This window comes from Chloroflexota bacterium (assembly GCA_014360825.1).
Classification (GTDB): domain Bacteria; phylum Chloroflexota; class Anaerolineae; order UBA2200; family JACIWT01; genus JACIWT01.
In genome coordinates this window covers 34,956-60,830 of record JACIWT010000014.1, presented here as the reverse complement: position 1 = coordinate 60,830, position 25,875 = coordinate 34,956, and the positions used below count along the sequence as shown (strand labels likewise).

The following is a 25,875-nucleotide window of genomic DNA, read 5'->3' as shown; positions in this document are numbered from 1 at the left end:
CCACCGGCGGTTTAGTGGGCGTTGGGGCTGGAGTGGGTGTGGGGCGGCAGGCCGATAGTAAGAGTCCTGCAACCACCAGGACAGCCAAAATGTTCCGAATCTTAGGGTTCATTTCCTCTCCTCCTCAGACTGGACTTGAATTGGGCCGTTCCCTAACGGCCAAACATCCGAACGCACAGGCGGGCTGACCAGGCCCTGACAGAAGATCGCGCTGTTTACGACCACATCACCTCCTTTGCCGGACAGGGCAGTCTCTTACGCCTCACCGAGGTAGGCTCGCCGCACCTCGCGGTTCTGGCGCAGTTCTTCTGCCGTGCCCTCGAGCACGATACGTCCTGTCTCCATCACGTAGCCGCGATGGGCCACCTGTAAGGCCATGTGTGCGTTTTGTTCTACCAACAGGATACTCGTGCCCTGCGCGTTAATTTCCTTGATGATCCTGAAAATCTCTTCAATGAGGAAAGGAGCCAAACCCATGGAAGGCTCATCGAGAAGCAGGAGTTTGGGTTTGGACATAAGGCCACGTCCCAGGGCAAGCATCTGCTGCTCCCCACCCGAGAGCGTGCCGCCAACTTGATTGATGCGTTCCTTTAACCGAGGGAAACTGGCGAATACCCGCTCCATAGCCTCCTCGACTTCCTTCTGGCTGTTGCGGGTGTAGGCGCCCATCTCCAGATTCTCGCGGACCGTGAGGGGAGCAAATATTTTGCGGCCTTCTGGCACCTGTGAAATACCCAACGAAACGATGTGCTCAGCAGGGATGCGGGTGAGGTCTTTGCCCATGAAAATAATGCGACCTGAGCGCGGGCGCAACAGACCGGAGATGGTTTTCAGGGTCGTGCTCTTCCCTGCCCCATTGGCTCCTATCAGCGTCACAATCTCCCCTTCTCCTACGTTAAAGGATATCCCCTGCAACGCGTGGATAGCGCCATAGTAAACGTTCAAGTCACTGACTTCCAGCAGCATATAATAAACCTCTTCTAGGCTACTAGGTGCAGAGCAGCACCTGAACCCAGGTATGCCTCGATGACTTTAGGGTCGTCTCGAACCTCTTTGGGTGTGCCCCGGGCAATGACCTCACCGAAATCCATCACCGTGATCCACTCGCAAATGCCCATGACCACACGCATCTGGTGCTCGATGAGAAAGATGGTCAACTTAAAGCGATCACGAATAAAGTGAATGAGGTCCATTAGTCTCACCACTTCTTGTGGGTTCATGCCTGCTGCGGGCTCGTCCAGCAACAGCAATTTGGGCTCTGAAGCCAGGGCACGCGCGATTTCCAGCCGTCGTTGTTCGCCATAAGGCAGGTTGCGGGCGATCTCGTCGTGTCGGTCGGCCAAATTGAACACGGCGAGGAAGTCCAACGCCTTTTCGGTGAGTTCTTTCTCCCGATGACCAAAGCGGCCCAGTCGGGTGATAGCCTCACCAATGCCATAGCCGGCATGAGGGTGATAAGCAATCCGAACGTTATCCAGCACGGTCAGGTTGGGAAAAAGGCGGATGTTCTGAAACGTGCGGGCAATGCCTAATTGGGTGATGGCATGTGGCTCCATACCAACCACTGATTGTCCTTGGAAGCGAATATCCCCAGCGCTCAAAGTATAGAGACCCGTGATCATATTGAATACGGTGGTTTTACCTGCACCGTTAGGGCCAATCAGTCCCACCAATTCTCCCTGATGAATAGTCACGTCAAAGTTACTCACAGCCTTCAGGCCGCCGAAATACTTGGTCAACCCCTGGATTTCTAAGACGGGGACACCATCGAACCTCGGTGCAGAATCGGGACGACCATTCATTGGGCTACCCCTCCGCTCTCTGATGAATGTTTGTCAGGATTGGCGACCACCTCTACCGGCCTGACCGCTGGGGTGGGTATTTCCCGGCGGACTACTTTCGGCGGTCTCAGCCAGCCCAGTTCCACACCCCCAAACAACCCCTGTGGCCGCAAGAGCATGATAAGCAGCAACAGGACAGGATAGATAACGAAGCGCCAAGCCTCAAACCCCTGAGGCAGAAGCACGCGTAACCCTTCCAAAAGGAATGCCCATCCTGCTGAGGCCACAATCGTGCCAGTAATACTACCCAGTCCACCAAAGACGATGATGATAAGCGGGTCAAATCCCTTGATGAAGTTGAAGGTGCTCGGATGTAAGAAGGTGTACAGATGAGCATAAAGACCGCCCGCCAGTCCAGCAAAGAGCGCACCAATGGTGAAGGCTAAAGTTTTGTAACGGGCGACATCAATGCCCATCGCTTTGGCTGCTATTTCATCCTCGCGCACCGAAACGATTGCTCGGCCTACGCTGGAGTAACGCAAGTTGCGGGTGATAATAATGACCGCCACCGTCAGCACAAAGGCCCATGTCCATGTTGTCAGACGAGGGATGCCCACCATGCCTCGTGCTCCCTTCATGGTTGGGATAACCTTGTCGGCGTTCTGGAGGGCACTGAAAACCATCATAGCGAACCCCAGTGTAGCAATACCGAAATAGTCAGATGCTAGTTTGAGTAACGGCAGTCCAATAATCAGAGCCACAATGGAGGCCAGCAAAGCTCCACAGATCAAAGCCAGGAAGAATACGACCTGGGTTGCCATCTGGGCAGGCAGACGGCCGAGAAGGTTTTCCAAAAAACCAGGCAGTGCCGCAAATACGCCCTTCATTACTCCTATGCCAACCGCCATACTGATGATAAGAGCGACTGCTAACACCAGAAAGGAGAGGAACCCGACCTCAAACTGGTTAAGCCACCGAGACAGGGTTTCGCGTAGCCGTTTCTGCAATCGGCCCACTCGGAGCAACATGAAAACCACGCCTGCCATTACCAATGCCAACTCCAGGGCCAGCACACCTGCGAGTGCTCCAGTGCGAACGCCGCTCCACTGGGTCTGCCAGTCTTTGGTGATCAGGGCGGATGTATAGGCTCCGATGGCGTAGAAGCCAATATGCCCCAGCGAGAACTGTCCGTTGAACCCATAGATCACATTGAGCCCCAACGATGTGATCGCCATTATCCCGGCCATCTGGCATACCTGTTGCCAATAGATGGTGAGTTTTCCTTGGCGGAAAAGCCACTCGACGCCAAAGTAAAGGGCCAGAGCAACGACAGCGCTGGTAATCCAGGAGGGTATGGCACGCAATATCTTCATAAGTAGCCCCCTATGCCTTCTCCGCCTCTGGTTCACCCAGCAGACCACGCGGTCGGACCAGGAAAATAAGGATCAAGACAGCCATGGCAATGAGGTCCCGGATGGTGGAACCTCGTAACACCTCACCGGAGGGCAACGGCACGGAAAAGAAAGCAGTGGTGAGCACCTCTACTTGTCCCATGATAAGCGAGCCCAGGAATGCGCCCGGGATGCTGCCAATACCACCCAGCACCGCAGCGACAAAGGCCTTGAGGCCGGGCAAGATGCCAACGAAAGTGATGATTTGCGGATAAGCGATAGCGTAAAGCACACCCGCTGCCCCAGCGAACAGGGCGCCCAATCCGAAGGTAGCCGAGATGACCAAGTCAATGTTGATACCCATCAGCCGGGCGGTGGGTTTATCGGCTGCGGTAGCCCGCATGGCTTTGCCAATTTTCGTTTGCCGCACCACGTACTGGAGGAAGGCCAGCAACAAAACGGCGGCTACAACGATGATGATCATGATGTTGGAGATCGTCACCCCGCCGACTTCCCACACCCTTACCTCAAATGGGCGCTTGTACGTAATATAGTCGGGAGTGAACACGAAATCCAGAGCGGAGAAGTACTCCAGGAAAAAGGACATGCCAACGGCCGTGATGAGGGCGGAGATACGTGGCGCATCACGGAGCGGTTTGTAGGCCACCCGTTCGATGGTGATAGCCAAAACAGCGCAGATGATCATGGAAAGCAAGATGGCCGGCAGGAAACCCCATCCATAGCGGGTGATAGCATAAAAACTGGTGAAAGCGCCCACCATAAACACATCACCATGAGCGAAGTTGATGAGCCGCACGACGCCGTACACCATGGTGTAGCCCAAAGCAATGAGGGCGTAGACGAATCCTAACTGCAGCCCATTGCGCACCTGTTCGAAAAAGTAGGCCGGATTCGAGAGAATTAGGGCGAGGAGTCTGTAGAGAAACCCGGCTGCGAGGGCAACGATCATCGCCCATGTAATCAGGCGTAGGGTGACTTTCATAACAGTATCGTTCACACGCTCTCTCCTCCCTGGGCAGTACACTAAGCCCATTTCAATATACCAAAAAACGACCCTAATAGCAAGAGGCCCTTTTCAAGCCTGCTGAGGGTAATGAGCCGTTTGCCACTGACACCACGGGTCATTGTGGTGTCATGATCCATCCTCACTCGGACCACTGGGCATCGCGTGGTACCCGCTGGATTTCGCTGGCTATGCCTCGAACACTAACTGGATCTCGGGCTGGTCGATAATGTAGAGAAAGAGGCCCGAAAGGAGGATTGCAGCCACACTCGTGAGAATCCACGGCCAGTTAGGCCCACCGCCCGCGGCATGTGGTATGTACGCTCGCGGCAAAAGGGTGAGCAACCGGATAATGATGTGGAACCCTTGAACGAAGATGCTCAGTCGACGGGCCCACTTCCGATAAGTCACAAGACCCCAGGCTAGCAAACCGAAGAGGACGAGCGGCAGGATCAGAAAACGCACGCTCGCAGTGCGAAACAGATCGGGTGGAAGGATAAGCAACGGGATGATCTGAAAGATAGCAATCATGTAGATTCGCCTGGTAGTCGGGTTCACTTTTGCTTGGATCCCCTCGCCGCTGGCTAGAAATGTGTTATTTTTACAATGATTTTTAATTATAATCGAAATACGCGTTATTGTCAAAATCAACTCGTACTGCGCCAAGAGATCACCATTCCAGTCATGCCTGGAAACAATCGAACCGGCCGGTGCTCTAAGTACAAAGCAGAACTCTATCTTGCCATAGAAAGCAACCGGCAGTATCATAATTTACCACTTTGCAGAATTCAAAAGAGGTCTTGAATGCGCTATCTAATCATCTCGGATATTCATTCCAATCTGGCCGCTCTGCAGGCTGTCTTGGCTGATACACCCCCTTTTGATGAAGTCTGGTGTCTGGGCGATGTGGTAGGGTATGGTCCGGATCCAAATGAGTGCACAGAGATGGTCAAAGAATTGTCACTCCGTTGCGTAGCTGGCAATCACGATTGGGCCGCTATCAACAAACTGGACATCTCCGATTTCAATCCTGACGCCATGCGTGCCTGTTTGTGGACACGAAAGCAACTCTCCGCCGCTAACTGGCAGTTTCTGACAGATCTGGGAGAACGTGTAGTTGAAAAAGGGTTCACTATTGTGCACGGCAGCCCTCGATACCCTATCTGGGAGTACATATCTCATCCTTATTCTGCTGAGCAAAACTTCGCCTATTTCACCACGCCCTATTGCCTGGTAGGGCACACCCATGTGCCCCTGATTTTTCGCCACCGAGCAGAAGGGGAAGATATTGAGGTGATCATACCCAGTATCGGTGAGCCTATTGTCCTTGCAGAAGGACGTTGGATCATCAATCCCGGCAGCGTGGGCCAACCGCGAGATGGAGATCCCCGCGCCAGTTATATGCTCTTGGATATGGACGCGTGCACCGTGGAATACCGCCGTGTCCCCTATGATATCGAGAGCACCCAGCGGAAAATGAAAGAGTCTGGCCTGCCCCATCGGCTGGCCATGCGGCTTACCTTTGGCTGGTAAATGGCCTTCACAGGAACACTCTCCATCTTGCAGACGTCCCTAATACACCTGTGACGAACAACTACATAGGGGAAAGGAAACAAGCAACATGCACGCAAAGAAATGGGGTTATCTTGGTATCACGTTGGCTCTAATCCTGGGAATGGCGTCGTGCGCCCCTCTGTTGTCAAAGTCCGTGGCGGTGCCTACACCAGCGCCGCCCGCCGCAAGAGGCTTAGCGGAGCAGGCCGCAACTGCGCCCAAGCCTGGGATCTCCTACGACGCCGGAGCCATTCCGCCGTCCGAGGAGCGGATGATCGTGAGTACCGCCAATCTCTCGATCGTGGTCAAAGATGCGATGGCTGCCCTCGACAACGTCAAGGAGATTGCTGTCAACTTGGGCGGTTACATTTCGCAATCCAATTCCTGGTACCAAGGCGAAGTGGTACGGGCCCAAGTGACCATACGCGTGCCCGCCAAGTCACTGGATACAGCCCTGGATCGCATCAAAGCACTGGCAACTAGAGTAGAACAGGAGAATATCTCCGGTCAAGATGTTACCGAGGAGTACACCGACTTACAGTCCCAGTTGCGTAATCTACAAGCCACAGAGAACGAGCTCCTGGAACTGCTCCGCACCGTGCGCGAACGTTCTACCAAGGCTGAGGATATTCTGGCTGTCCATCGCGAACTAGTGAACATTCGCGGCCAGATTGAGACGCTCCAAGGACGCAAGCAGTATTTGGAGAATATGACGGCCTTGGCAACTATCACTGTGGATCTCATTCCCGAGGAATTGGAAAAGCCAGTGGTGGAGCCCGGCTGGGACCCTGGGCGCACGCTACGTAATGCGGCCCGAGCTTTGGTGAACACCCTTAAAGTTCTCGCGAACGTGGTGATATGGGCCTTGGTCTATGGCGTACCAATTCTGCTGATACTGCTCGTGCCTGTCTTGGTCCTCTGGTCGGTTTGGCGTTGGTGGCAGCGACGGCGGGTAGCGAAAGGCTAACATACGGGCCCAGAAGCGAGGGGATCAGGTGCAGTGATCCCCTCATTTTCTTTCCATGTCAGACTTCCTCTTGTCCTTCGCCTGGGACGCTTGACTTCGTTCTTTCTGTTCCAAGATTTCTCGGTAAGCAACAAACCAATCCGATAATTCTGCCCGACGCCGCTCTGCCTCGGCACGCGCTTGCCGCTCGCGGAAGGCCTCTATATGACTGACGATATCAGCCTGGACCTCGCGAGGATTCGAAACCCGGGTGAAAATCAACGATCCCTCTACTCCCGCCGTTTGAATAACGACGTCGCCAAAATCGAGGAGCATACCCCATACACCGGGTATATCGAGAGAGATATTCTGCACCATTTCCAAACCAGCGCGTCGGCGCTGTTCCGCTCCAAAGAGCGGCTTTTTCTCCACATCGATCAGCGCATCAGCGGTGACCATGTAAATATCGTTGCCCCAATCCACATATTGATACCACAGCAGAAAGACTACAATAGCCACCACCAACATATAACCCAGCCAGAAGCCTGGTCCAGGTGAGTCGTGTATCTTCCCGACCAAAGCCGCCACTGCTACAAGCGCTACTAAACCCAGCAGAGGAAAGGCGATGTTTTGTAGGAGAAAGACGGGATGCTTGCGCCAAGTCACAGTTTCTCCCACTTCTGAACGGACCCACGGGTGCGGTATCCGCAGGAGAACACGTCCTAGCGGGCTCAATTCTTTTACATATCGCCTACGTGGTTCGATAGGTGCCGGAGGAGCCTCTTCGGACCAACCGAATTGCCGTTGCAGTTCCTGCCGGATTTCCCGTCGTTCCTCAGCCCGAGCTCGTGCTTTGGCCCGGTTCATCTCCTCAAAGATGCTTTGCATCATCTGCTCGGGTTTGCATAGATAGCGAAACATAATGAGTCCGCGAGGCCCAGCAGTCTGGATGACCACATCGCCGAACCCTATCAGATTCCCCAAAGCCCTCCTCTCCACAGTAACGTTTTGTATTTTATCCAGCGGAGCCTCGTCACGCGTCTGAGAGACGAACAACTGCACTTCCTCGTGTACAACCCGCTTGTTTGTCACCACGTAGTAATCATTTCGCCAGTCTAATATTGGGTACCCCAACAATACGGCCGCAGAGATGAGGAGAAGGACGAGAAACGCTGCAGACCAACTGGGGACAATGTGACTGAGGAGGAGTAGAACAATCGCAGTCAAAAGCAGCGCAATCAGGGGCTTGAACAACAACTGAACGAGAACCCACCAGTGTTTTCGCGCGAATTCGGCCGTGGTCTCGCCAGGTTCCATCCAAGGGAAACGCCGCAATTCCAATTTCCTGCGTACCGAGGGGCTCAGCCGCAAATTCTTAAAGAGACGGGAGTGTTCTTCCCGCAAGGCATCGAACTCTGTCTTATTGATGCAGATGACCTCAGCGTCAGCCGTGATGCGCACAGTAGCATCACGGGGCTCACCCAGCAGCAATGAGGTCTCTCCAAAGAAATCGCCAGGGCGCTTATAGCCCACCGGCTCTTCAGCGCCTGTCTGGATGTCAAAGCGGCGCACTTGCGCCTCCCCAGAATCGAAGATATAGAACGTTGTGCCGAGTTCGCCCTGGTGACAGAGTTTACTGCCCTTGGCGTATCTCTCTCTTCTGGCAATGGAGGCAAGCAGGCGAAGTTCCTCGTCCGTCAAATCCTGGAAAAGAGGGATGCTTGCCAACCGCTCTAGGATATTCATCGGTCGCCAACCTTCCGAAGTGCCGTGGGCATTGTTTCCTTCGCCTTACGCCCATTAGAAGAAAAACCACCGCAGTTAGGACGGTGGCTCATGATCAATCCAATGAGTGGGCAAGATAGGACTCGAACCTACGACCTCCACGATGTCAACGTGGCGCTCTGACCAACTGAGCTACTTGCCCTTTTTCAGAAATATTATACCAATAGTTGTTGCTTTCTGCAAATCCATCCGAATCGAGCGGGTCCGTCTCTACAACCCCAATACGGCGTAGAAAGGCGCTTCATCCTCGAAGGGTCCGACCACGGCGAGCCGGAGCGCTTCGGTCGTGAATAGGGTTGTGGCCACGCGGTGGATCTCCTCAGCAGTCACGGCTTGGATGCGAGCCACCACATCATCTACAGAAAGTACCTCGTGGTCGAGTACTTCTTGGCGGCCTACCCAGGAGGCATTAGCGAGGGTATCTTCCAGACTGAGCAACAGGTGCCCTTTTGCATATTCTATAGCGCGCTCCAATTCGGTCGGTGTAACGAGTTCCTCCTTGAGCCTAACCATCTCTTGAATGCAAGCCTCTATTGCTGCAGGAGCCTTTGGTACAGGGACACCAGCGTGAATCACAAGGGACCCCGTGTCACTCATATAATTGACATAAGAGCCAACGTCATAGGCCAGACCTCGCTTTTCCCGGATTTCGACAAAAAGCCGTGAGCTCATGCCCTCGCCCAGGATGGTGTTCAACACCATCAAAGTGAAACGGTCAGGGTGAAGACGCGGTAGTGCACGCACGCCGAGACAGAAGTGCGCTTGCTCCGTCACCTTGTGTCCGATCTTTAGACGGAACCCTCCCGTAGCATCCGTGACTGGTGGCGCAGAGCAAGTGGGCATGCCGGACCAGTCGCCCAAGAAGGTTTCAACCTCCTTTACAGCATCCTCATACTGAATGGCTCCTGCGATACTTACTACAGCGTTGGCCGGCACATATCCGCTGGCTTGATAGTTCAGCAAAGCGTCTCTGGAAAGCCTGCTAACGCTTTCTCGTGTTCCAGCCACATCCCGCCCCACAGGATGATTCGGCCAGAGGAGCGCATTCACTAAATCACCCACCCACTCACTGGGTGTGTCAAGGGTGTTGTTGATCTCCTCAATAATGACAGACCGCTCTTTCTCCGTCTCGGTTTCGTCGAAGAGCGAATGGCGGAGCATATCAATGAGTAGATCTAGGGCCAGAGGGAAATGGGATGGTGTGACCTTGGTCCAGTAGACGGTCAATTCACGACCTGTACTAGCGTTCATCATCCCACCGACACCCTCGATAGTCTTCGCGATATCCTGGGCGTTCGGTCTGCGTTCTGTGCCTTTGAAGAGCATATGCTCCACGAAATGTGAAGCACCGGCCATTTCGTCGGGCTCATAGCGTGAACCCACCGCCACGAAGACCGCTACACTCACGGAGCGAGTTTGTGGCATCGGTGTTATCCATACCCGAAGACCATTACGCAAGACTGTCTTTTGTGGCATTGCATCCATCGCAACCTCAGAAAGCCAGCATTGACTTTCCTAATGAGTGCTGACAGCAAAAGTAGAAGAGGCTATTGGCTACGCAACTCGTTGAGCATACTTTCCGCCGCAGCGCGAAATTGTGGGCTATCACTGAGTTCTATGAACCGTTGGAGCGCAGCGATCGCTTCCTCCTTTTCGCCTCGCAACTTGTGAACGGTCCCCAGCCCAAAATAGGGCTCCGGCAGGTTTGGGTTTATGCGCAGTGCCTCCTGAAACTCGCTCACTGCGTCATCCAATCGCTGTTGCTGCACGTATGCTGCGCCCAAATCATAGTGTATTTCAGCGTCATTGGGAGTGATTTCCAAAGCCCGTTTGAATTCACGGATGGCATTATCAAGTTGTCCCTGCTGATAGTAAACCACCCCTAAGTTGGAGATAGCGTCGGCCCTGTTTGGGTCGAGGCGGATAGCCGCTTGGAACTGAGCTGCAGCGTCGTTCAGACGCCCTTGCTCATAATAGGCATTGCCTAGTCGAAAATGACCTTCGATGGAGTTAGGATCAATCTTCACCGCCGTCTCAAACAGAGCAATGGCCTCCTCCACCTTCCCCTGGTCCAACAATGCTTTGCCCTGCTGGATATAGGCCTGAGGGTCGCCCTCAGGCGTCGGGGACGGTTCGCCTCCACAGGCGCTAAGAGCCAACAGGAGCACAGCCAAGCCTATGATTATGCTGACCCGCTTCAAAGGTTCTCCTCCCTGTTCCGCCTGGATGTAAGATGTGACGATCGCTAATGTTTGTATTCCAGCAAAACGACCTGGGTCTCCTCTGGCATGTTTCCCGCTTGCACTTGCAACATCTCCTGAGGCTTTACGCCTTCCTGGCCCATCTCTGCCAGAAACTTGCTCACTGGATCTAGTCTCATGGCCAGGTCTTTGGTAGAATAGTGCATTGGGATGACAATATTGGGTTCCAGCAGACTCACCACCTCAGCAGCCTGTGCTGCGTTGATCGTGGTCCCACCGCCCACTGGGATGAGTAGCACCGACACATCACTCAGTTCCTCAATCTGCTCTTGAGAAGGCACATGTCCTAAGTCGCCTAAGTGACAGATGCGAAGGCCATCCATCTCGAACGTAAAAACTGTGTTCTTGCCCCGCTCCTGACCTTTTTTCCGATCATGGTAGGTGGAAATACCGACGATGAAGATCCCTTTGATCTCGTATTCTCCCGGTCCGCGGAGGATTTTGGGATCGCCTGCAACGATACGACAGTAGTTGTGATCCTCGTGTTCGTGGCTGACTGTTACAATATCCGCCCGCATGCGGGGTATTTCATAGCCTGTCTCAGGCCCACAAGGGTCGGTGATCACCGTTGCGCCGCGAGTGCGGAGCCGAAAACACGAGTGTCCAAACCATTGGATGTCCATACGTTTCTCCACCCTCCTTTATACGGCCTCACAGAGGCGGGATTTGATCCGGCGTGCCTCTGCAACTAGGGCCGGGGCCAGATCGAACACTGCCTCACCGCGCAAATCGGCTTCTATGACATTTTCATCGTAGGGAAGAAAACCTATTACATCATAGCCAGGCAGGTTTTGGTAAACGAAGTCGCGATCCGCCTCACCCCGCACCTTGTTGCCGACAATGTAAATTCTCTTGACACCGATGTCTTGCGCCAGTTGGCGGATACTATTCGCAGTTTGGATGCTGCGCAACCCGGGCTCGACAACGACAATAAATGCGTCTACCGCAGCGGCCGTGCTGCGCCCTAAGTGTTCCAGTCCGGCCTCCATGTCTAGAATGACGACTTCCTGGCGGCGCACCAAGAGCTCCTGCATCAACGTTCGCAATAGCGCACTTTCCGGACAGATGCATCCTCCTCCACCTCGCTGCACAGTGCCAAGCATCAAGAGTTTGATTCCGCGATGTGTGCCAGCAAAGCGATCAGGAATGTCATCCACGCGCGGATTGATTTTGAAAAAGCCACCCATAGTGCCGGGTTGCGCGCCGGTGCGTTCGGCAACCAATTCTTTCATTTCAGCAATAGGGATAATATTCGCGGTGATCTCGGCAGGGAAACCCAAAGCAGAGGCCAGATTCGCATCGGGATCTGCATCAATGGCGATAACTGTACGTCCCTCTTCGGCGTACAGATAGGCCAGTAGTGCGGCCAAGGTCGTTTTGCCGACCCCTCCCTTCCCAGTAATGGCTAATTTTGTCATCCCAGACCCTCTTCTACTCAAGTTGGGCCTTCCAGATATCTGCCTTGCTCCGCTCCGATTCCAACCAGTGAACAAAGGCTGTCTGTTGCATCGTGACCAACATATCCTCGGGGATGGGTCGGTCCGGATCTCGCTCCAACACCTCAATGATGTGATAGCCAAAGGGGGTCTGGACGATGCCGCTGATTTGTCCAGGCTGGAGGGTGAATGCCACCGCCTCGAAGTTCGGTTCCATCACTCCTCGGGGAAAGAAGCCCAGGTCACCGCCATCTTCGCGGGTGCTACGGTCTTGCGAATATTGAGCGGCAAGAGAAGCGAAGGACTCGCCCGAAAGTAGTTTCTGGAGCACTTCCATAGCCTGTTCTTCTGAGTTCACTAGAATATGACGGGCATGTACCTGTTCGGCAGTGGTCGGTAGACCGGCCACCACTCTGGTTTGTAACGCTGCGCTGAGTAGTTCGGAGCGCAATTGCTCGCGGAAACCATCACGGGTAAGGCCGTTCTCTGTCAGCCAAGCGTCAAATGCCGCCTCATCTCCAGCGCTAGAACTGGAGATGATCTTGTTTATTTCTGCATCCACCTCCTCATCCGTGATATTGATCCCCGCGTGCCTGGCTGCCTGCGCAATTAACTCCTGGTCAATCATCCAATCTAGAATTTGATAACGCAGTTGCAGGAGGACCGCCTTTCCCTCCTCACTCGTTGGATCGAGGCCTTGCTGTTGAAAGTAAGCCTGCGCCTGAGCGACTTGGGCATCGAACCTCGACCGCAGGATAGGCACACCATTGACGATGGCGATGACGTCAGGTGGTATGGCGGTGGCAGTAGGGAGTTCAGTCGGGGTGGAGGTGGGTTGAGGGCCAGTAGTTGGCATGGTCAGCGGTGCAACTGTTGGAGTAGATGCCATATTGACAGCAGTGGATGTGGGTAGTGGGGTTGGTGATGGCTTACAAGATGCCATTAATGTCAATGTAAGCATCAGGGCAACGACGATGCGTTTGGACATATAGCCTCCTGCGATGGTTGGTCAAATCTCCTCGATATTATACCCGAAACGACGGTTCGCGCAAGGCTGGCTTGCCGGATCAGACTGCTCGCCTACGATCCTCCCATCGCGCATAAACACAATGCGCCGAGCGCGAGAGGTCAAACGCTCTTCGTGGGTGACGTAGATGACGGTCTTGCCCGCCACATTGAGTTCGGCTAGCAATTCGATCACTTTTAATCCCGAGTCGGTGTCCAAATTACCTGTTGGTTCATCGGCCAGGAGCAAAGGCGGGTCATTGGCCAGAGCGCGGGCGATAGCAACGCGTTGCTGTTCGCCTCCGGAGAGTTCGGATGGGAGACGATGGGCATAATCTGCCATCCCCACCCGCGCCAATGCTTCCATCGCCCGCTCACGACGTGTATCGGAATAGGAGCCACGCAGTTCCATTGGCAGCATCACGTTCTCCAATGCAGTCAGAGTGGGCAACAATTGGAAGAATTGAAAAACGATCCCCACCGTCCCCCCACGCCAGCGAGCCAGACGGTTCTCATCCAGAGCATTGACTAATACGCCGTCTACCCAAACTTGGCCAGAAGTAGGCTTGTCAATCCCAGCGATCATGTTGAGCAGTGTCGTCTTGCCACTGCCCGATGGCCCAACCACAGCGACGAACTCGCCTCGCTCAATAGCCAGACTCACATCGCACAAAGCAGCGCATGTCTTATCGCCCAGACCATAAATGCGGGAAACATTCTCGAGACGGATCATGTTTTTCCCAGAGGTTGACTTTCAGACTTGGCGTTCTCTCATCACGGCTATTATAATCTCATCAGCCAATCGGTGCGGAGGTGTGGCTACGTCGTACCAAGTACAATTAGAGGTGTTCGAAGGGCCACTGGACCTTTTGTTACACCTCATTGAAAAGGCAGAACTAGATATTACTAAAGTCTCACTCGCACGAGTCACCGATCAGTACCTGGAACACATCAAAAGGCTACGAGAGACATCGGCAGAGTACTTAGCGGATTTCTTAGTCGTCGCAGCGAAATTGTTGCTCATCAAATCGCGTGCCTTACTACCTGCTCCACCACCCTTAGAAGAGGAGGAAGACGCAGGCGATGAGTTGGCACGCCAGCTCATCGAATACAAGCGTTTCAAAGAAGCAGCATTGCAATTACGGCGGCGTGAGGCGGCGGGCTTGCGCACCTATTTGCGAGTCGCTCCGCCCCCTCGGCCTCATCCCCAGCTGGGCCTCAGCGACATAACCCTTGTGGATCTGGTTTCGGCTCTACAACAGGCACTGGAGTTCCTGCCCCCGCTGCCTGATGTGAACCACATAGTCACTCCGCTCAAGGTATCTGTAGATGAGCGGATCGAGCACATCCGCGCCTCGGTGCACAACCATGAGCGTGTGAGTTTCACCGTCTTGCTCCGAGAGTCCCGATCGCGATTAGAGATCATTGTAACATTCTTGGCTCTGTTGGAACTCATCAAACGGTGCGAAGTGCTCGTACAGCAGGATAGTCTCTTCGGTGAGATCATCGTGACCTCAGCACCGCTTAGCGCGTTGCCCCCAACACCAGAACAAGAGCAGACCCACTAACGCGCCGGAGGCATCAATCAGAAGATCCACGAATGTACCATTCCGCCCAGGCACAAAGGTCTGGTGATACTCATCTGAGAGAGCATAGAGCACCGACAACCCCCAAGCCATGGACATCCTGTGTCCCGGTAGCCGTGTGGAGCCTAACGCCCGCCACCACAGCACGGCTAGTATCGCGTATTCGCTTGTATGGCCCAATTTTTTAAGCAGGGTATCAAGCCAATCCTGTGGGATGCTGGGCAACTGTGGCCGTGACGATAGGAAAAAGATCCATGCCATCCAAAGAGCAAGGGGTAGCCAGTATATGAGGAGCCGATGCTGCCACCTGTGCCGTTCAGTGTCCACGGTAGGCAGCCTCCACACCCGCGACTAATCGCTCCCAGGAGAAGAGAGCGTTCACACGTTGCTGCGCTGCCTCGCCTATCCTCCTGCGCAATGCGTCCTCGTTAAGGAGATGCGTCACTGCCTCCACCCAAGCCATCGTATCTCCAGGCTCCACCAGAATGCCCGAGATATTGTGCTCGATGTACTCGGCATTCTGACCAACCCGGTCGGCGACAACGGGCACCCCTGCTGCCAAAAGATCGATCAGTTTAACTGCGCACTTGGCACGGTTGATGAGCGTGTCATCAAAAGGGTAGAGAGCCAGATCGGCCAGGGCAAAGTGAGCGGGCAAATCCTCCGGCTCTACCCAACCGGCATAGACCAGATGTGATCCCAAGCCACGTGCTCGTGCTGCGGTCTGCAAGCCTTCTTCTTCGCCAAAGAGACCCTGTCCCACTACAAGGAGACGGGTTGCGGGCAGATGTTGGACGACGCCTTCGAGGATATCCAACAGCCGCCCTACGTCAAACTCGAAGAGGCGAGTGTAGAGTAAGAGAACGCGGCGATCATCCAAGCCGTAGCGTTTGCGCAATTCGCGGGAGCCATCCTCGGGCAATGACGGCCCGCTCGAAGCGCCCGGGTGTCGACGGATGCCCTGTCCCGCCGGCACAACGCCATTGGGCACGTAATACACCTGCTTTGGTGGGACACCTGTGGCCCAGACCAGTGTCTGTAGCGCCCGGCTGGCGACGGTGACAGCATCACAGTGAGTCAGACCCCAGCGCTCCTGCCAGGCAAACAAGCGACGCTGCAATCGGGAATAGCCCCCGATCTCATTCCAGCCGCCCGGGCCCTCCCAATCGTCCGTGTCCACGATCAGGCGAGTGCGGATGAGATGCAGCCGCTGGCCAAACCCGATCAGCAGCGCAGCCAGTCCGGAATAGGCTTTGGGCTTGAAACAATGCACAACGTCCACACCGCCGGCTATCGCTGTTCTCACCAACCGCCAGGTGAGCCAAAGATGCCGGAGCAGTGGAATATTCGGCGGTAGCCGTACATTGATCACGTGAACACCACCCAACTCCCGCTCCTGCCCCGCCTCTGCAGGGCAATCCCATGGTGGCAGCACTATGCGCACTGAGTGGCCACGGGCACACAAAGCCTGGGCCATCGGCAGTGCACGAACCGCCATGGTGCCTTTGGAACACAGCCCGAAGGGGCCAATCATGGCAATGCGCATGGTCGCTACGGCTATACTCCTCCAAGAAAATGACGCCCGAAACTGTTCTCGGGCGCCATTATACAGTAGGCAAACGGGTAGTGCAAGGTCTACCGCTACTCCACAGTCACACTTTTGGCCAGGTTTCGCGGCTGATCCACATCGCAACCGCGTCGCACCGCAATGTGGTAGGCCAATAACTGCAGTGGCAACACTGTCAATACTGGCGTGAGCCAAGGCGAAGTCTCCGGCACCCAGATGACGTGATCGGCTTTCTCCGCTACTTTGTCGTCGCCCTCGTTGGCAATTGCGATCACGGTGCCGCCTCGGGCTTTCACTTGCTCCACGTTGCTAACCATTTTATCATGTACTCGATCGCGCACCACTATGGCCACCACTGGCATGTTCTTGTCGATCAACGCAATAGGCCCGTGTTTCATCTCCCCAGCGGGGTAGCCTTCGGCATGGATATACGAGATTTCTTTTAACTTCAGCGCTCCCTCTAGAGCAATGGGGTAGTTGATACCCCGCCCGAGGTAGAGAAAATGAGCGCGCTCGAAGTACGTCTGCGCCAGTGCCTCGTAGTTATCCCCGTTTTCGAGCACGCGGCCAATCAGGTTTGGCAATTCGACCAGATCCTGCACATACCGCTTCGTTTGATCTGAGGAGATGACGCCGCGCAATTGGCCCAGGTAGAGGGCGAACAAGTACTGTGCTACTAGCATGGAGGTGAAAGCCTTGGTGGAAGCCACACCGATCTCCGGTCCAGCGTTCAGGTAGAGCACTCCATCAGCCAGCCGGGCCGCCTGGCTACCCACCACATTAACGACTGCGATGGTGGGGATATTTCTTCCTCGGGCCTCTTCCATCGCCGCCAAGGTGTCCACCGTTTCGCCCGACTGAGTAATGGCCAAGAGCAATGAGTTTTTCAGGAGAAGTGGATTGCGATAGCGGAACTCGGAGCCATAGTCTACTTCCACCGGCAGCCCAGCGAGGCCCTCGATGAGAAATTTACCCACGAGTGCTGCGTGCCAGGCTGTCCCACAGGCTACAGTGTAGATGCGCTCCACGCCGCGCAACATCTCCTCGGTGAAAGGGAAGTCGTTCAGCACCACGCGATGTCTATCCAAGTCTAATCGGCCCCGAATAGCATCGGCCACGGAGCGAGGCTGCTCATGTATTTCCTTGAGCATGAAGTGTTTGTAGCCGCCTTTCGCCGCCGAGATGGGATCCCAAGGAATGGTGTGAATTTCCTTACTCACTGCCTCCCCTCTCAGGTTTTCGTAAGCCACGCTCTCCGCACTGACGAGCGCCACATCACCATGGTCGAGGAAGGCCATCCGCTGCGTGTAATCCAGTATAGCGGGGATGTCGGAGGACACAAACATTTCGCCTTGACCATAACCGATGACTATGGCCCCAGCATTACCTAGGCGAGCAGCGATCAGCCGGTCAGGGGCGATAGTGCTGAGCACAACGATAGCATTCGCTCCTTTGAGTTCAAGACAGGCAGCGCGGGTAGCGGCCACCAGGTCAGCGGTAACAGAGTAGTGCTCTTCGATGAGATGTGCAATGACCTCGGTGTCGGTTTGCGAGCGGAAAACATGCCCTTTAATACGAAGAGCCTCTTTTAACTCGCCACAATTTTCCACAATGCCATTGTGGACCACCACGATCTGGCCTGTGCAATCAGTGTGGGGGTGAGCGTTTGCTTCCGTCACATCTCCATGAGTAGCCCAACGTGTGTGGCCAATGCCCACAGTGCCAGAGAGGGGTTGGATAGAGAGAATGTGAGCAAGGCCATCTAATTTGCCCACACAGCGACGAAGAGCGATACGCCCTTCAGCAAGGGTGGCAATGCCCGCTGAGTCGTAGCCGCGGTATTCCAGCCGACGCAGACTTTCCAGAATCAGGGATGACGCCTGGCGCGGCCCTATGTAGCCAACGATGCCGCACATGGAAATGACCTCCTTGGGGATAGTTTTTCGGTTTGCCGCCGCACTCTCTTTTGTCCCGCCGGTCGCCCGGGGGCGTTGTGGAGGGGCTTTAAACCCGGAGGTAAGGGGGGATGCGGCCATCCCCGGAGGCTTCCGCTGACCACTCGATTTTCTCCCGACGATGGTATCGCCGGGATTAACCCCACCCTGCGGTAGGGAACCTCCACCTCGTCAACTGCCCCGAAGAGCAGTCCGTGCGCTTCAATCCTCCCAGCACTAGTTATTTTCTCAGGTAGCCTCACCTCCTTGACAAGCAATATAGTAGCATAATTAGATGAAATCTAGATGAAAACGCGCCGCTCAGAGATAGGCGACTTCCGAGAGCATATCCGCCAGGGCAACCCGAGCGTTCACCCGCTCGGCCAGGACATCCACAGTGAGATCGTCGAGGGTCCGCTCGCCCGCAGCATCGAACATTACGCGGGGCAGGATCACTACCTGACCCAGGGCTTGAGCCTGTAGGGCCGATACTACGTCTTTACCAAATAGGAGACCCGATACCGTCACCGTCTCCCCCAACGCCTGGTTTATCACCGGTAGGACTCTCACTTGCGCCCCTATCAGATCGCTGCATTCTACCGCCAATTGGGTCAAAATGGGGGCGATGAGCGCCCCACAGACCAGGGTCATGCAACTGTAAGGAACCCTTACACCACGCAGCTCTTCCTGAGCCTTGTCCCAGTCATCTAGCAAGAGCCGGGTGAGCCCGACGCCGTTCTTCAATTGGGGATAGCCATCATATTCTTTGCTTGGGGGCATAGGCAGGCCCGCTAACAAATAGAACTCATCGGAAAAATAGAGGAGGCCCAGGCCATGAGTACGGCGAAATCGTCGCTGCACCGACGAGAAATGATCCACGATAAAAGCAGCCTCTCTGGGCGTGAGAGCGCGCAGATCACGAGGGTGATAGCGGGTCAGACCCACCGGCACCAAAGCGATAGACTGCACAGTAGGGTAAAGCGCCGCCAGTTCGTTTACCGTCTGGACCAGCGCCGGACCGTCATTCACACCTGAAATCACTACCACCTGGGCATGCACCTCAATGCCCAGTGTGCCCAGGCGACGGATTTGCTCGCAGATATCAGGTGCAGCAAAGTTGCGTAGAAGGCGTCGACGTAGTTCGGGATCTGTGGCGTGTACGGAAACATAGAGCGGGCTGAGGCGCTGTTCAGCCAGCCGCTCCCAGTCCGCTTCGGTCAGGTTGGTCAGAGTAATAAAATTGCCGTAGAGGAAAGAGAGGCGGTAGTCGTCATCGTTAACACACAGGGAGGGGCGCAAGTTCGGCGGCATTTGATGGAGAAAGCAAAACTCGCAGCGATTGTTGCAGCGGCGTATGCCATCGAACAAGTCCTCGGTGAAAGCGATGCCTAAGTCCTCTCCATAAGGCCGTTGGAACTTGATAGTAAGCCGTTCATCACCGCGCGACACTAGGAACTCGACTTCCTCTTCGGCGGCATAGAACTGGAAGTCCACTACGTCACGCGGGGAGCGGCCATTGACCATGACTATGTGGTCACCGGAACGCAATCCAGCCCTTGCTGCAATGCTTTCCGACTCTACATTGGCGATGACCCCGATGCCCTGGATGCTCAAGTGATTCCACCCTCGGCTGGGGCGGTGAGGAATTCAATGTACTGCGTAGTAGCCTTCTCCAAATCTGCGTAGACGCCGCGGTAGCGAGGCGGCAAAAGTGCGGAGAGGATGTACATGATCTCCTGGGTCATTTCGTGCAAATGATGGCGTTCCAGTTTGGTGTTTGGTGGACGTAATCGGAAAGGACGGCCGATGGCAATACGGACAGGTGTTCGGCGCAAACGTCGGAGGTTGGTGAGGAAGTGTTCCTGGCCCGATAGAGCAACGGGGAGAATTGGCGCGCCAGTTTTAAGAGCCAAAAGAGCGGTGCCGTCCTTTCCTTCTTGCAAGGCCCGTGTGACCTTGCTGCGCGTACCTTCCGGCGAAATGAGTAATCCTCTCCCAGACTTGAGCGCTTCGACGGAACGACGTAGTGCCCGGCGGTCCACCTCTCCCCGGCGAATTGGGAATGCGCCATAAAGGGTAATGATTAACGCGAAGAGCGGGTTGAAGAAGTTCTCCACCTTGCTCATCATGACAATCTCTCGGGGGACGTAACCCGCCACCAGCACCGGGTCGAGAAAATAAAGATGATTCATAATAACAATAAACGGACCATGACGTGGGACATTCTCCACCCCAGTGACATGCACGTCCAGGAGCAAGCGGAACAAGATGCCTAAAACTGCATTTGCCAGATGATAGAACCACCACATACCGACCCACCCTCACAAGCAATATCCTGTATTAGGAGGCCACCCCCATCCCATAATCAACCGTAAACACCACGGTACTCTGGTGGAAGGAGCGCAGCGATGCGTCGCATGACCATGTCGGTAGCCTCACTCAGTTGGCGGCGGCGTTCGGTCCCAACGCCAGTCAGTTGCGGCAAAGAGAACGGTTCACCGATAGTGAGAGTGAGCCGTGGGCGTCGTAGCTGTTTCCACTCAGAGTATACTTTCTCCGTCCCGGTCAACGCGACGGGTAGTACTCGTGCCCTAGAGCGCATCGCCAAATAAGCAACACCGTCCCGCGCCTTTACTAAGGCGCCTGTAGGGCTCTGCCGCGCTTCAGGCGCTAACGTCAACACACCGCCATTCCCAAGCACCTCCAACGCGCGACGTAGCACCTCGCGGTCAAAAGCATCCCGGTGCACGGGTATCACTCCATAAAGACGCAGGAGTTGCCCAGTCACCGGCACCCGGTATAGATCTGAAAGGGCAATGGCCTCAACGTTGAATGGCATCGCGGATATCACTAACGGCCCATCCAGATGGCCCAGGTGATTGAACGCGATAATCAGCGGGCCACTGGTAGGGATATTCTCTCGCCCGTGTATTTCGCAACGGGTGAAAAGACGCAGTAGACCGCGAAAGATGGCTAAGGGAATTTGGCGTCGCAATCGGTAGACCGTTCCCATATCAGCGACTCCACTGCAGCCACTACTTCAGGGATAGTCATGTGAGTTGTATCTATCACCACGGCATCTTTGGCTGGGCGCAACGGTGCTGCCTCCCGCTCGCTATCCATTTTGTCCCGTTGGCGCATAGCCCGCAGGATCTTCCTATAACTACTGGGCTGGCCGCGGGCCAAATTTTCCCGATGGCGGCGACGAGCGCGTTCTTCCACAGTGGCATCCAAATATATCTTGAGATCCGCGTCGGGCATGACCACGGTACCGATGTCACGACCTACCATTACTACACGTCCCTGTTGGCCAATGGCGCGCTGCTGCGCAGTGAGCGCGGTCCGTACGCCCGGATAAGCCGACACAGGCGAGACATTTGCATCTACCTCAGGACGGCGGATATCCCAGGTCACATCCGCACCATCAGCGTAAACGGTGTACTGGCGGCCATCGCATATTGTAGGTCGAGTCACGCGGATGACCAACGCCTCAGCCAGAGCCGTGATAGCGGTCTCATCGGCAATAGGGATTCCGCGTTGCAGGGCAACCCACGTTACCGCACGATACATTACTCCGGTATCGAGATAAATGTAACCCAGTTTCTCGGCGATGGCAGCGCCAATGGTGCTTTTACCAGAAGCCGCCGGTCCATCGATCGCGATAGTCAATACGTTAGACAAGTTCACCCGCCTCGCAAGAAGCGCCCTCGCCGAGGGCGTTATCAAGTGCTCCTCGCTCAAGTGGGCCAGGGATTTCTATGAGAGTGGTGATTTCGGCAGCGTTGAGCCGCCGGTATTGACCCGGCGCAAGATCCCCCAATTCCAATGGTCCCATGCGCACGCGGATAAGCCGCCGCACTGCACATCCTACGGCTTCACACATCCGTCTTACTTGTCGCTTACGTCCTTCGTGCAAAGTAATACTTAGCCAAGTGCCTTCACGTTCCCTGCCGATGTTCTCCACTTTCGTCGGCATGGCTAAACCATCATCTAAGGTCACCCCTTGGCGCAGACGGCGCAATGTCTCCTCATTGGGGTGGCCTGCGATGAGAACGCGGTACTCCTTCTCCTGGTGGTAGCGAGGATGTGCCAGACGCAACGCGAATTCACCGTCATTGGTCAGAATCAGGAGTCCCTCACTCTCGAAATCCAACCGACCTACAGGGTAGAGCCGTCCCAGGTCGGATGGCACTAGGTCAAGGACTGTGGGACGACCCTGCGGGTCAAAGCATGTAGAAATATAGCCGCGAGGTTTGTGCACCAACAGGTAGACCTTCTTTTGAGGCGGAGGTAGTGGCTGGCCGTCTACCTCAATGCGATGGATAGCAGGATCCACTCGCACACCCATTTCCGTAACCACGTGACCGTCCACGCGCACCCGCCCAGCGCGGATCAGTGCTTCGCTGCGGCGGCGAGAGGCCACCCCCGCTTCGGCCAATACAACTTGTAAGCGTTTACGCATCTCACACTTCAATAAAACACATTTAATAACTAGACGGTGCGATAGCGAGTGGTATCTCCATCAGGAGTTGATCAGCAATGAAGCACAAGAGTACTGCATCTGCTCCGCTCACTTTCCTGTAAAAGCGCAAAAGGGGTATTTTCCACCGTGCCAGAAGAACCATGGGGGGCTTTCCGCCCACAAGGGCTCGCCATTCACCATCCGAGCTGCGGATCCGATTCATAATCTGGGGACCCGCGTCGAGTGGAACACATGCGTAATGAGCATAATAGTAATCCAATAGAGTACGGGCATCGGCATATCGGTCCGTGCTGCCAAGCACCACCACCAAGGCCTGGCTTCCGTCCCGCGTTGCGCTGGCAACCAGGCATTCACCAGCGGCCTCGGTAGTACCGGTCTTCACGCCATCTGCACCGAGATAATCACCCAACAATTCATTGCGATTGACCCAATAATGGCTGCCTACAGTGACATCCCTGGTAGCCACAATGCGGGCGAAGTCGGGTTTGGCAAGGGCAGCGAGAGCCAGGCGCTGGAGATCATAGGCACTGGAGTACTGGTCGGATGCGTCGAGTCCGTGAGGGTTGGTGAAATGCGTGTCGGCCAGGCCCAACTCTTGTGCGCGGTTGTTCATTAAGGCCACGAAAGCATCCTCTGAGCCAGCGATATGCCGCGCGATGGCCATAGCAGCGTCATTGCCCGATGGTAAGAGCAAGGCATAAAGTAGGTCGCGCAGGGTGAGCCTTTCGCCCGGTACCAGTCCTGCGCGTGCTCCCTCAATATATACCTCGTTGCCTACAGTCACCACATCCTCTAGATTCCCACGTTCCAGGGCTAGGAGAGCGGTCATAATCTTGGTGGTGCTGGCTGGGGGGAGACGCTGATGCTCATTTTGTGCCACGAGCACTTCGCCGCTGTGGACATCCACCAATATGGCAGCGACGGCCCGCATAGTGGGCAAGGCGGTGCTCGCCAGTTCAGAGATCTGGTGAGGATAAAGCGGCTGGCGTGCGGTATCAGACTCGACGAGCACCGGAGGCGCAAAGGCCAAGTTGAAACAAGCACCAATGGCAATGACTGAAATAAGCAATGAGCGGCGCATCATTTCCCTTGCGTACGAGGATCGCGATAATTCTACTGCAAAGGGATACAATAGGTCAACCAAGAGAGCGATCGTTTGACATACCTGCGACGCCGTGTTACACTTCTATGCAGGAACGACCGGATATGCTTTTCTACACTTCTCGGCCCCTCATCTTCGGCCACCGTGGCGCGCCCGAAATGGCTCCTGAGAATACGCTGGCCGCCTTCGAAGCCGCCCGTCAAATGGGTGCTGATGGCGTCGAACTCGATACATTGCTCACCGCCGATGGTGTACCCGTCGTGTGTCACAACTTGACGGTAGACAAAACCACCAATGGAGCGGGCCGCATCCGTGACCTAACGGTTAAGCAGATCAAAACACTGGATGCTGGCTCATGGTTCCATTCAAGTTTCACCGGAGAACGGATACCCACCCTTCAGGAGGTCTTGGAGTGGGCCGGAGATGACATGCTCCTGAACATCGAACTCAAGTCTTTATCGCTACGAGATGAGGGTTTAGAGAGAGCAGTGTTGCATCTTATGTATCAGTATGAACTGACTGAGCGCGTGATTATCTCTTCCTTCAATCCATTTGCTATCCGTCGAGTCAAGATGCTGGATCCGGGGATACAAACGGGGTTGCTGTATGCCCCTGCTCTTCCTATGCCACTTCGCCGGGCTTGGCTCCGGCCCCTCGCCCATCCCAACGCCCTGCACCCGCACCATACTATGGTCTCACCAGACTACCTGCAGTGGGCCCGGAATAGGGGTTACCGTGTGAACACCTGGACAGTCAACGAGCCTGCCGAGATGCGCCGGTTGACTCGACTCGGCGTGGATATCATCATCACCAACCAGCCGGATGTCTTACATAAAGTACTGAGCGGGAAGGAGGATGAATGATGAGCCCATTGATGGATACCATACGCTATCTGGCGAAAGAAATCGGCCCCCGGGGGTCTGCTACACCACAGGAAAAGCAGGCCGCCGAATACATCGCCAAGCGGCTGAGTGAGGCAGGAATGGATACTGATATCCAGCCTTTCCAAGCCCCTGGTACATTCAGTCTGACTTTCAGCCTGATTTATCTGGGCTTTATTGTAGCGGTGGCACTGTACCACATCAGTCCACTGGCCTCGTGCATTCTGGCTATGCTTTCGCTACTTCTCTTCGTCGCTGAGCAGGATGGAGTGGAAACACTGAGTCGCGTGATGCCCAAGGGTCCCAGCCAGAACGTACGGGGCATACGGTCTCCATCGAGCAAGCCCAAACAACGGCTAATCATCACAGCGCACATGGACTCATCCCGAGCAGCGTTGCTCTGGCACCCTAGCATGGTGGCAGGATTCCGACGCTCGTTAATTCTCATGACAGCGGCCATGTTTGTGATTGTTGCCCTCAGCCTAGTGGGACTGATGGTGCCCCTACGGTCACTATGGCTCGTGCAAGTGGCCTGCGCCCTCTATCTGACAGTGAGCGTGCTCATCATGGTGCATCGTGAGCTATTTATGAAGCACACCCCCGGCGCGAACGATAACGCCTCAGGAGTAGCGGTGCTACTTGCTGCCGCTGAAACGTTGACAGATCTCCAGCAAACGGAGTTATGGGCTGTGGCTACAGGGTGTGAAGAGGCAGGACTATTTGGGATGCAGCGGTTCATGGAAGCCCATCACTTTGACAGAGAGCACACCTATTTCATCAATCTGGATAACCTAGGTGCCGGGAAAACCGCTTACATCACTGGCGAGGGCATCCTGCGATTCTATCCTTCTGACCCTACATTGCTCAAAATAGCAGGTGAAGTGGTCGCGGAGCAAGGATTGGATGCCGAGTCTCGTCCCTATCGCGCTCTGACCACCGATAGCCAAATACCCTTGCGCCGTGGATACAAGGCTATGAGCATTATGGCCTTCGACCAGCGGGGCGTGCTTCCCAATTGGCATTGGGAGACTGACACACCAGATAACATTGACCCTACGACGGTGGAGACGGCTTACAGATTGCTCATCGGCATCGCGCACAAACTGGACGCGCGGTGAGGAGCAAAAGGAAAGGCTCAG

26 protein-coding genes and 1 tRNA gene are annotated in these 25,875 nt (G+C 55.1%); 5 read left to right on the top strand and 22 right to left on the bottom strand.

Features of this window, described 5'->3' with window-relative positions:
- Nucleotides 1–255 precede the first annotated feature (255 nt).
- The 5 genes from H5T64_10000 to H5T64_09980 all read right to left on the bottom strand — a co-directional run bounded on the left by H5T64_10000 (nt 256) and on the right by H5T64_09980 (nt 4,727).
- On the bottom strand, nt 256–966 hold the full coding sequence (locus H5T64_10000; GenBank protein MBC7264666.1) for an ABC transporter ATP-binding protein: 711 nt from the start codon (nt 964–966) through the stop codon (nt 256–258).
- A 14-nt stretch (nt 967–980) separates the two neighbouring features.
- Entirely contained in the window at nt 981–1,802 is an 822-nt protein-coding gene (locus H5T64_09995) for an ABC transporter ATP-binding protein (protein MBC7264665.1), read from the bottom strand.
- Complete coding sequence (locus H5T64_09990; protein ID MBC7264664.1) at nt 1,799–3,154, bottom strand: branched-chain amino acid ABC transporter permease; 1,356 nt, start codon at nt 3,152–3,154, stop codon at nt 1,799–1,801. Before H5T64_09990 ends, H5T64_09995 begins: the two co-directional genes overlap by 4 nt.
- Before the next feature lie 10 nt (nt 3,155–3,164).
- Nucleotides 3,165–4,142, bottom strand: coding sequence for a branched-chain amino acid ABC transporter permease (locus tag H5T64_09985; protein MBC7264663.1), 978 nt, complete (start codon nt 4,140–4,142; stop codon nt 3,165–3,167).
- 243 nt (nt 4,143–4,385) lie between these two features.
- On the bottom strand, nt 4,386–4,727 hold the full coding sequence (locus H5T64_09980) for a hypothetical protein (protein MBC7264662.1): 342 nt from the start codon (nt 4,725–4,727) through the stop codon (nt 4,386–4,388).
- 273 nt (nt 4,728–5,000) lie between these two features.
- Between H5T64_09980 and H5T64_09975 the strand changes: the two genes are divergently transcribed.
- Together H5T64_09975 and H5T64_09970 are read left to right on the top strand one after the other, a co-directional pair.
- Entirely contained in the window at nt 5,001–5,729 is a 729-nt protein-coding gene (locus H5T64_09975; GenBank protein MBC7264661.1) for a metallophosphoesterase family protein, read from the top strand.
- 88 nt (nt 5,730–5,817) lie between these two features.
- The gene (locus H5T64_09970) at nt 5,818–6,717 is read left to right on the top strand and encodes a DUF4349 domain-containing protein (GenBank protein MBC7264660.1); all 900 of its coding nucleotides are present in this window, start codon (nt 5,818–5,820) and stop codon (nt 6,715–6,717) included.
- A gap of 42 nt (nt 6,718–6,759) precedes the next feature.
- Here H5T64_09970 and H5T64_09965 read toward each other — a convergent pair whose 3' ends face one another.
- From H5T64_09965 to H5T64_09930, 8 genes are all read right to left on the bottom strand, one after another.
- The gene (locus H5T64_09965) at nt 6,760–8,442 is read right to left on the bottom strand and encodes a cyclic nucleotide-binding domain-containing protein (protein MBC7264659.1); all 1,683 of its coding nucleotides are present in this window, start codon (nt 8,440–8,442) and stop codon (nt 6,760–6,762) included.
- 107 nt (nt 8,443–8,549) lie between these two features.
- Nucleotides 8,550–8,623 (bottom strand) — tRNA-Val (locus tag H5T64_09960).
- A gap of 68 nt (nt 8,624–8,691) precedes the next feature.
- The gene (locus H5T64_09955) at nt 8,692–9,906 is read right to left on the bottom strand and encodes an insulinase family protein (protein MBC7264658.1); all 1,215 of its coding nucleotides are present in this window, start codon (nt 9,904–9,906) and stop codon (nt 8,692–8,694) included.
- A 122-nt stretch (nt 9,907–10,028) separates the two neighbouring features.
- Nucleotides 10,029–10,682, bottom strand: a complete 654-nt coding sequence (locus H5T64_09950; GenBank protein MBC7264657.1) for a tetratricopeptide repeat protein — start codon at nt 10,680–10,682, stop codon at nt 10,029–10,031.
- A 44-nt stretch (nt 10,683–10,726) separates the two neighbouring features.
- The gene (locus H5T64_09945) at nt 10,727–11,365 is read right to left on the bottom strand and encodes an MBL fold metallo-hydrolase (GenBank protein MBC7264656.1); all 639 of its coding nucleotides are present in this window, start codon (nt 11,363–11,365) and stop codon (nt 10,727–10,729) included.
- Nucleotides 11,366–11,383: 18 nt separating this feature from the next.
- A complete protein-coding gene (locus H5T64_09940) occupies nt 11,384–12,160 on the bottom strand; it encodes an AAA family ATPase (GenBank protein MBC7264655.1) in 777 nt (258 codons plus the stop codon).
- Nucleotides 12,161–12,173: 13 nt separating this feature from the next.
- On the bottom strand, nt 12,174–13,166 hold the full coding sequence (locus H5T64_09935) for a peptidylprolyl isomerase (GenBank protein ID MBC7264654.1): 993 nt from the start codon (nt 13,164–13,166) through the stop codon (nt 12,174–12,176).
- A gap of 21 nt (nt 13,167–13,187) precedes the next feature.
- Nucleotides 13,188–13,916, bottom strand: coding sequence for an ABC transporter ATP-binding protein (locus H5T64_09930; protein MBC7264653.1), 729 nt, complete (start codon nt 13,914–13,916; stop codon nt 13,188–13,190).
- An 82-nt stretch (nt 13,917–13,998) separates the two neighbouring features.
- Here H5T64_09930 and H5T64_09925 point away from each other — a divergent pair, with 82 nt between their 5' ends.
- Nucleotides 13,999–14,751, top strand: coding sequence for a segregation/condensation protein A (locus tag H5T64_09925; protein ID MBC7264652.1), 753 nt, complete (start codon nt 13,999–14,001; stop codon nt 14,749–14,751).
- Here H5T64_09925 and vanZ read toward each other — a convergent pair.
- From vanZ to H5T64_09880, 9 genes are all read right to left on the bottom strand, one after another.
- On the bottom strand, nt 14,698–15,096 hold the full coding sequence (gene vanZ, locus H5T64_09920) for a VanZ family protein (GenBank protein MBC7264651.1): 399 nt from the start codon (nt 15,094–15,096) through the stop codon (nt 14,698–14,700). The genes H5T64_09925 and vanZ overlap by 54 nt on opposite strands.
- Nucleotides 15,086–16,267 (bottom strand): glycosyltransferase family 4 protein, encoded by a 1,182-nt coding sequence (locus H5T64_09915; protein ID MBC7264650.1) that lies wholly within the window; start codon nt 16,265–16,267, stop codon nt 15,086–15,088. The genes vanZ and H5T64_09915 overlap by 11 nt, the downstream gene beginning before the upstream one ends.
- A gap of 143 nt (nt 16,268–16,410) precedes the next feature.
- Entirely contained in the window at nt 16,411–18,252 is a 1,842-nt protein-coding gene (gene glmS / locus H5T64_09910; GenBank protein MBC7264649.1) for a glutamine--fructose-6-phosphate transaminase (isomerizing), read from the bottom strand.
- A 339-nt stretch (nt 18,253–18,591) separates the two neighbouring features.
- Nucleotides 18,592–19,884, bottom strand: a complete 1,293-nt coding sequence (locus H5T64_09905) for a DUF512 domain-containing protein (GenBank protein MBC7264648.1) — start codon at nt 19,882–19,884, stop codon at nt 18,592–18,594.
- The gene (locus H5T64_09900) at nt 19,881–20,579 is read right to left on the bottom strand and encodes a 1-acyl-sn-glycerol-3-phosphate acyltransferase (protein ID MBC7264647.1); all 699 of its coding nucleotides are present in this window, start codon (nt 20,577–20,579) and stop codon (nt 19,881–19,883) included. The genes H5T64_09905 and H5T64_09900 overlap by 4 nt, the downstream gene beginning before the upstream one ends.
- 56 nt (nt 20,580–20,635) lie before the next feature.
- Entirely contained in the window at nt 20,636–21,283 is a 648-nt protein-coding gene (locus H5T64_09895; GenBank protein ID MBC7264646.1) for a 1-acyl-sn-glycerol-3-phosphate acyltransferase, read from the bottom strand.
- Nucleotides 21,244–21,951 carry a (d)CMP kinase gene (locus tag H5T64_09890; GenBank protein ID MBC7264645.1) on the bottom strand — a complete coding sequence of 236 codons (708 nt, stop codon included), beginning with the start codon at nt 21,949–21,951 and terminating at the stop codon, nt 21,244–21,246. The genes H5T64_09895 and H5T64_09890 overlap by 40 nt, the downstream gene beginning before the upstream one ends.
- Nucleotides 21,944–22,732 (bottom strand): rRNA pseudouridine synthase, encoded by a 789-nt coding sequence (locus H5T64_09885; protein MBC7264644.1) that lies wholly within the window; start codon nt 22,730–22,732, stop codon nt 21,944–21,946. Before H5T64_09885 ends, H5T64_09890 begins: the two co-directional genes overlap by 8 nt.
- Nucleotides 22,733–22,754: 22 nt before the next feature.
- Nucleotides 22,755–23,822 carry a D-alanyl-D-alanine carboxypeptidase gene (locus tag H5T64_09880; protein MBC7264643.1) on the bottom strand — a complete coding sequence of 356 codons (1,068 nt, stop codon included), beginning with the start codon at nt 23,820–23,822 and terminating at the stop codon, nt 22,755–22,757.
- A 137-nt stretch (nt 23,823–23,959) separates the two neighbouring features.
- On the opposite strand from H5T64_09880, the gene H5T64_09875 reads away from it, so the two are divergent.
- Nucleotides 23,960–24,718 (top strand): glycerophosphodiester phosphodiesterase, encoded by a 759-nt coding sequence (locus H5T64_09875; GenBank protein MBC7264642.1) that lies wholly within the window; start codon nt 23,960–23,962, stop codon nt 24,716–24,718.
- Nucleotides 24,715–25,854, top strand: a complete 1,140-nt coding sequence (locus tag H5T64_09870) for a M28 family peptidase (GenBank protein ID MBC7264641.1) — start codon at nt 24,715–24,717, stop codon at nt 25,852–25,854. The genes H5T64_09875 and H5T64_09870 overlap by 4 nt, the downstream gene beginning before the upstream one ends.
- Nucleotides 25,855–25,875 lie beyond the last annotated feature (21 nt).

What these genes read in the sequence shown, in the direction of transcription:
- H5T64_10000 (MBC7264666.1), bottom strand. Translation starts at nt 966, where the DNA reads ATGCTGCTGGAAGTCAGTGACTTGAACGTTTACTATGGCGCTATCCAC.
- H5T64_09995 (MBC7264665.1), bottom strand. Translation starts at nt 1,802, where the DNA reads ATGAATGGTCGTCCCGATTCTGCACCGAGGTTCGATGGTGTCCCCGTC.
- H5T64_09990 (MBC7264664.1), bottom strand. Translation starts at nt 3,154, where the DNA reads ATGAAGATATTGCGTGCCATACCCTCCTGGATTACCAGCGCTGTCGTT.
- H5T64_09985 (MBC7264663.1), bottom strand. Translation starts at nt 4,142, where the DNA reads ATGATCGTTGCCCTCGCAGCCGGGTTTCTCTACAGACTCCTCGCCCTA.
- H5T64_09980 (MBC7264662.1), bottom strand. Translation starts at nt 4,727, where the DNA reads ATGATTGCTATCTTTCAGATCATCCCGTTGCTTATCCTTCCACCCGAT.
- H5T64_09975 (MBC7264661.1), top strand. Translation starts at nt 5,001, where the DNA reads ATGCGCTATCTAATCATCTCGGATATTCATTCCAATCTGGCCGCTCTG.
- H5T64_09970 (MBC7264660.1), top strand. Translation starts at nt 5,818, where the DNA reads ATGCACGCAAAGAAATGGGGTTATCTTGGTATCACGTTGGCTCTAATC.
- H5T64_09965 (MBC7264659.1), bottom strand. Translation starts at nt 8,442, where the DNA reads ATGAATATCCTAGAGCGGTTGGCAAGCATCCCTCTTTTCCAGGATTTG.
- H5T64_09955 (MBC7264658.1), bottom strand. Translation starts at nt 9,906, where the DNA reads ATGCCACAAACTCGCTCCGTGAGTGTAGCGGTCTTCGTGGCGGTGGGT.
- H5T64_09945 (MBC7264656.1), bottom strand. Translation starts at nt 11,365, where the DNA reads ATGGACATCCAATGGTTTGGACACTCGTGTTTTCGGCTCCGCACTCGC.
- H5T64_09940 (MBC7264655.1), bottom strand. Translation starts at nt 12,160, where the DNA reads ATGACAAAATTAGCCATTACTGGGAAGGGAGGGGTCGGCAAAACGACC.
- H5T64_09935 (MBC7264654.1), bottom strand. Translation starts at nt 13,166, where the DNA reads ATGTCCAAACGCATCGTCGTTGCCCTGATGCTTACATTGACATTAATG.
- H5T64_09930 (MBC7264653.1), bottom strand. Translation starts at nt 13,916, where the DNA reads ATGATCCGTCTCGAGAATGTTTCCCGCATTTATGGTCTGGGCGATAAG.
- H5T64_09915 (MBC7264650.1), bottom strand. Translation starts at nt 16,267, where the DNA reads ATGGCGGTTCGTGCACTGCCGATGGCCCAGGCTTTGTGTGCCCGTGGC.
- glmS (MBC7264649.1), bottom strand. Translation starts at nt 18,252, where the DNA reads ATGTGCGGCATCGTTGGCTACATAGGGCCGCGCCAGGCGTCATCCCTG.
- H5T64_09900 (MBC7264647.1), bottom strand. Translation starts at nt 20,579, where the DNA reads ATGTGGTGGTTCTATCATCTGGCAAATGCAGTTTTAGGCATCTTGTTC.
- H5T64_09895 (MBC7264646.1), bottom strand. Translation starts at nt 21,283, where the DNA reads ATGGGAACGGTCTACCGATTGCGACGCCAAATTCCCTTAGCCATCTTT.
- H5T64_09885 (MBC7264644.1), bottom strand. Translation starts at nt 22,732, where the DNA reads ATGCGTAAACGCTTACAAGTTGTATTGGCCGAAGCGGGGGTGGCCTCT.
- H5T64_09875 (MBC7264642.1), top strand. Translation starts at nt 23,960, where the DNA reads ATGCTTTTCTACACTTCTCGGCCCCTCATCTTCGGCCACCGTGGCGCG.
- H5T64_09870 (MBC7264641.1), top strand. Translation starts at nt 24,715, where the DNA reads ATGATGAGCCCATTGATGGATACCATACGCTATCTGGCGAAAGAAATC.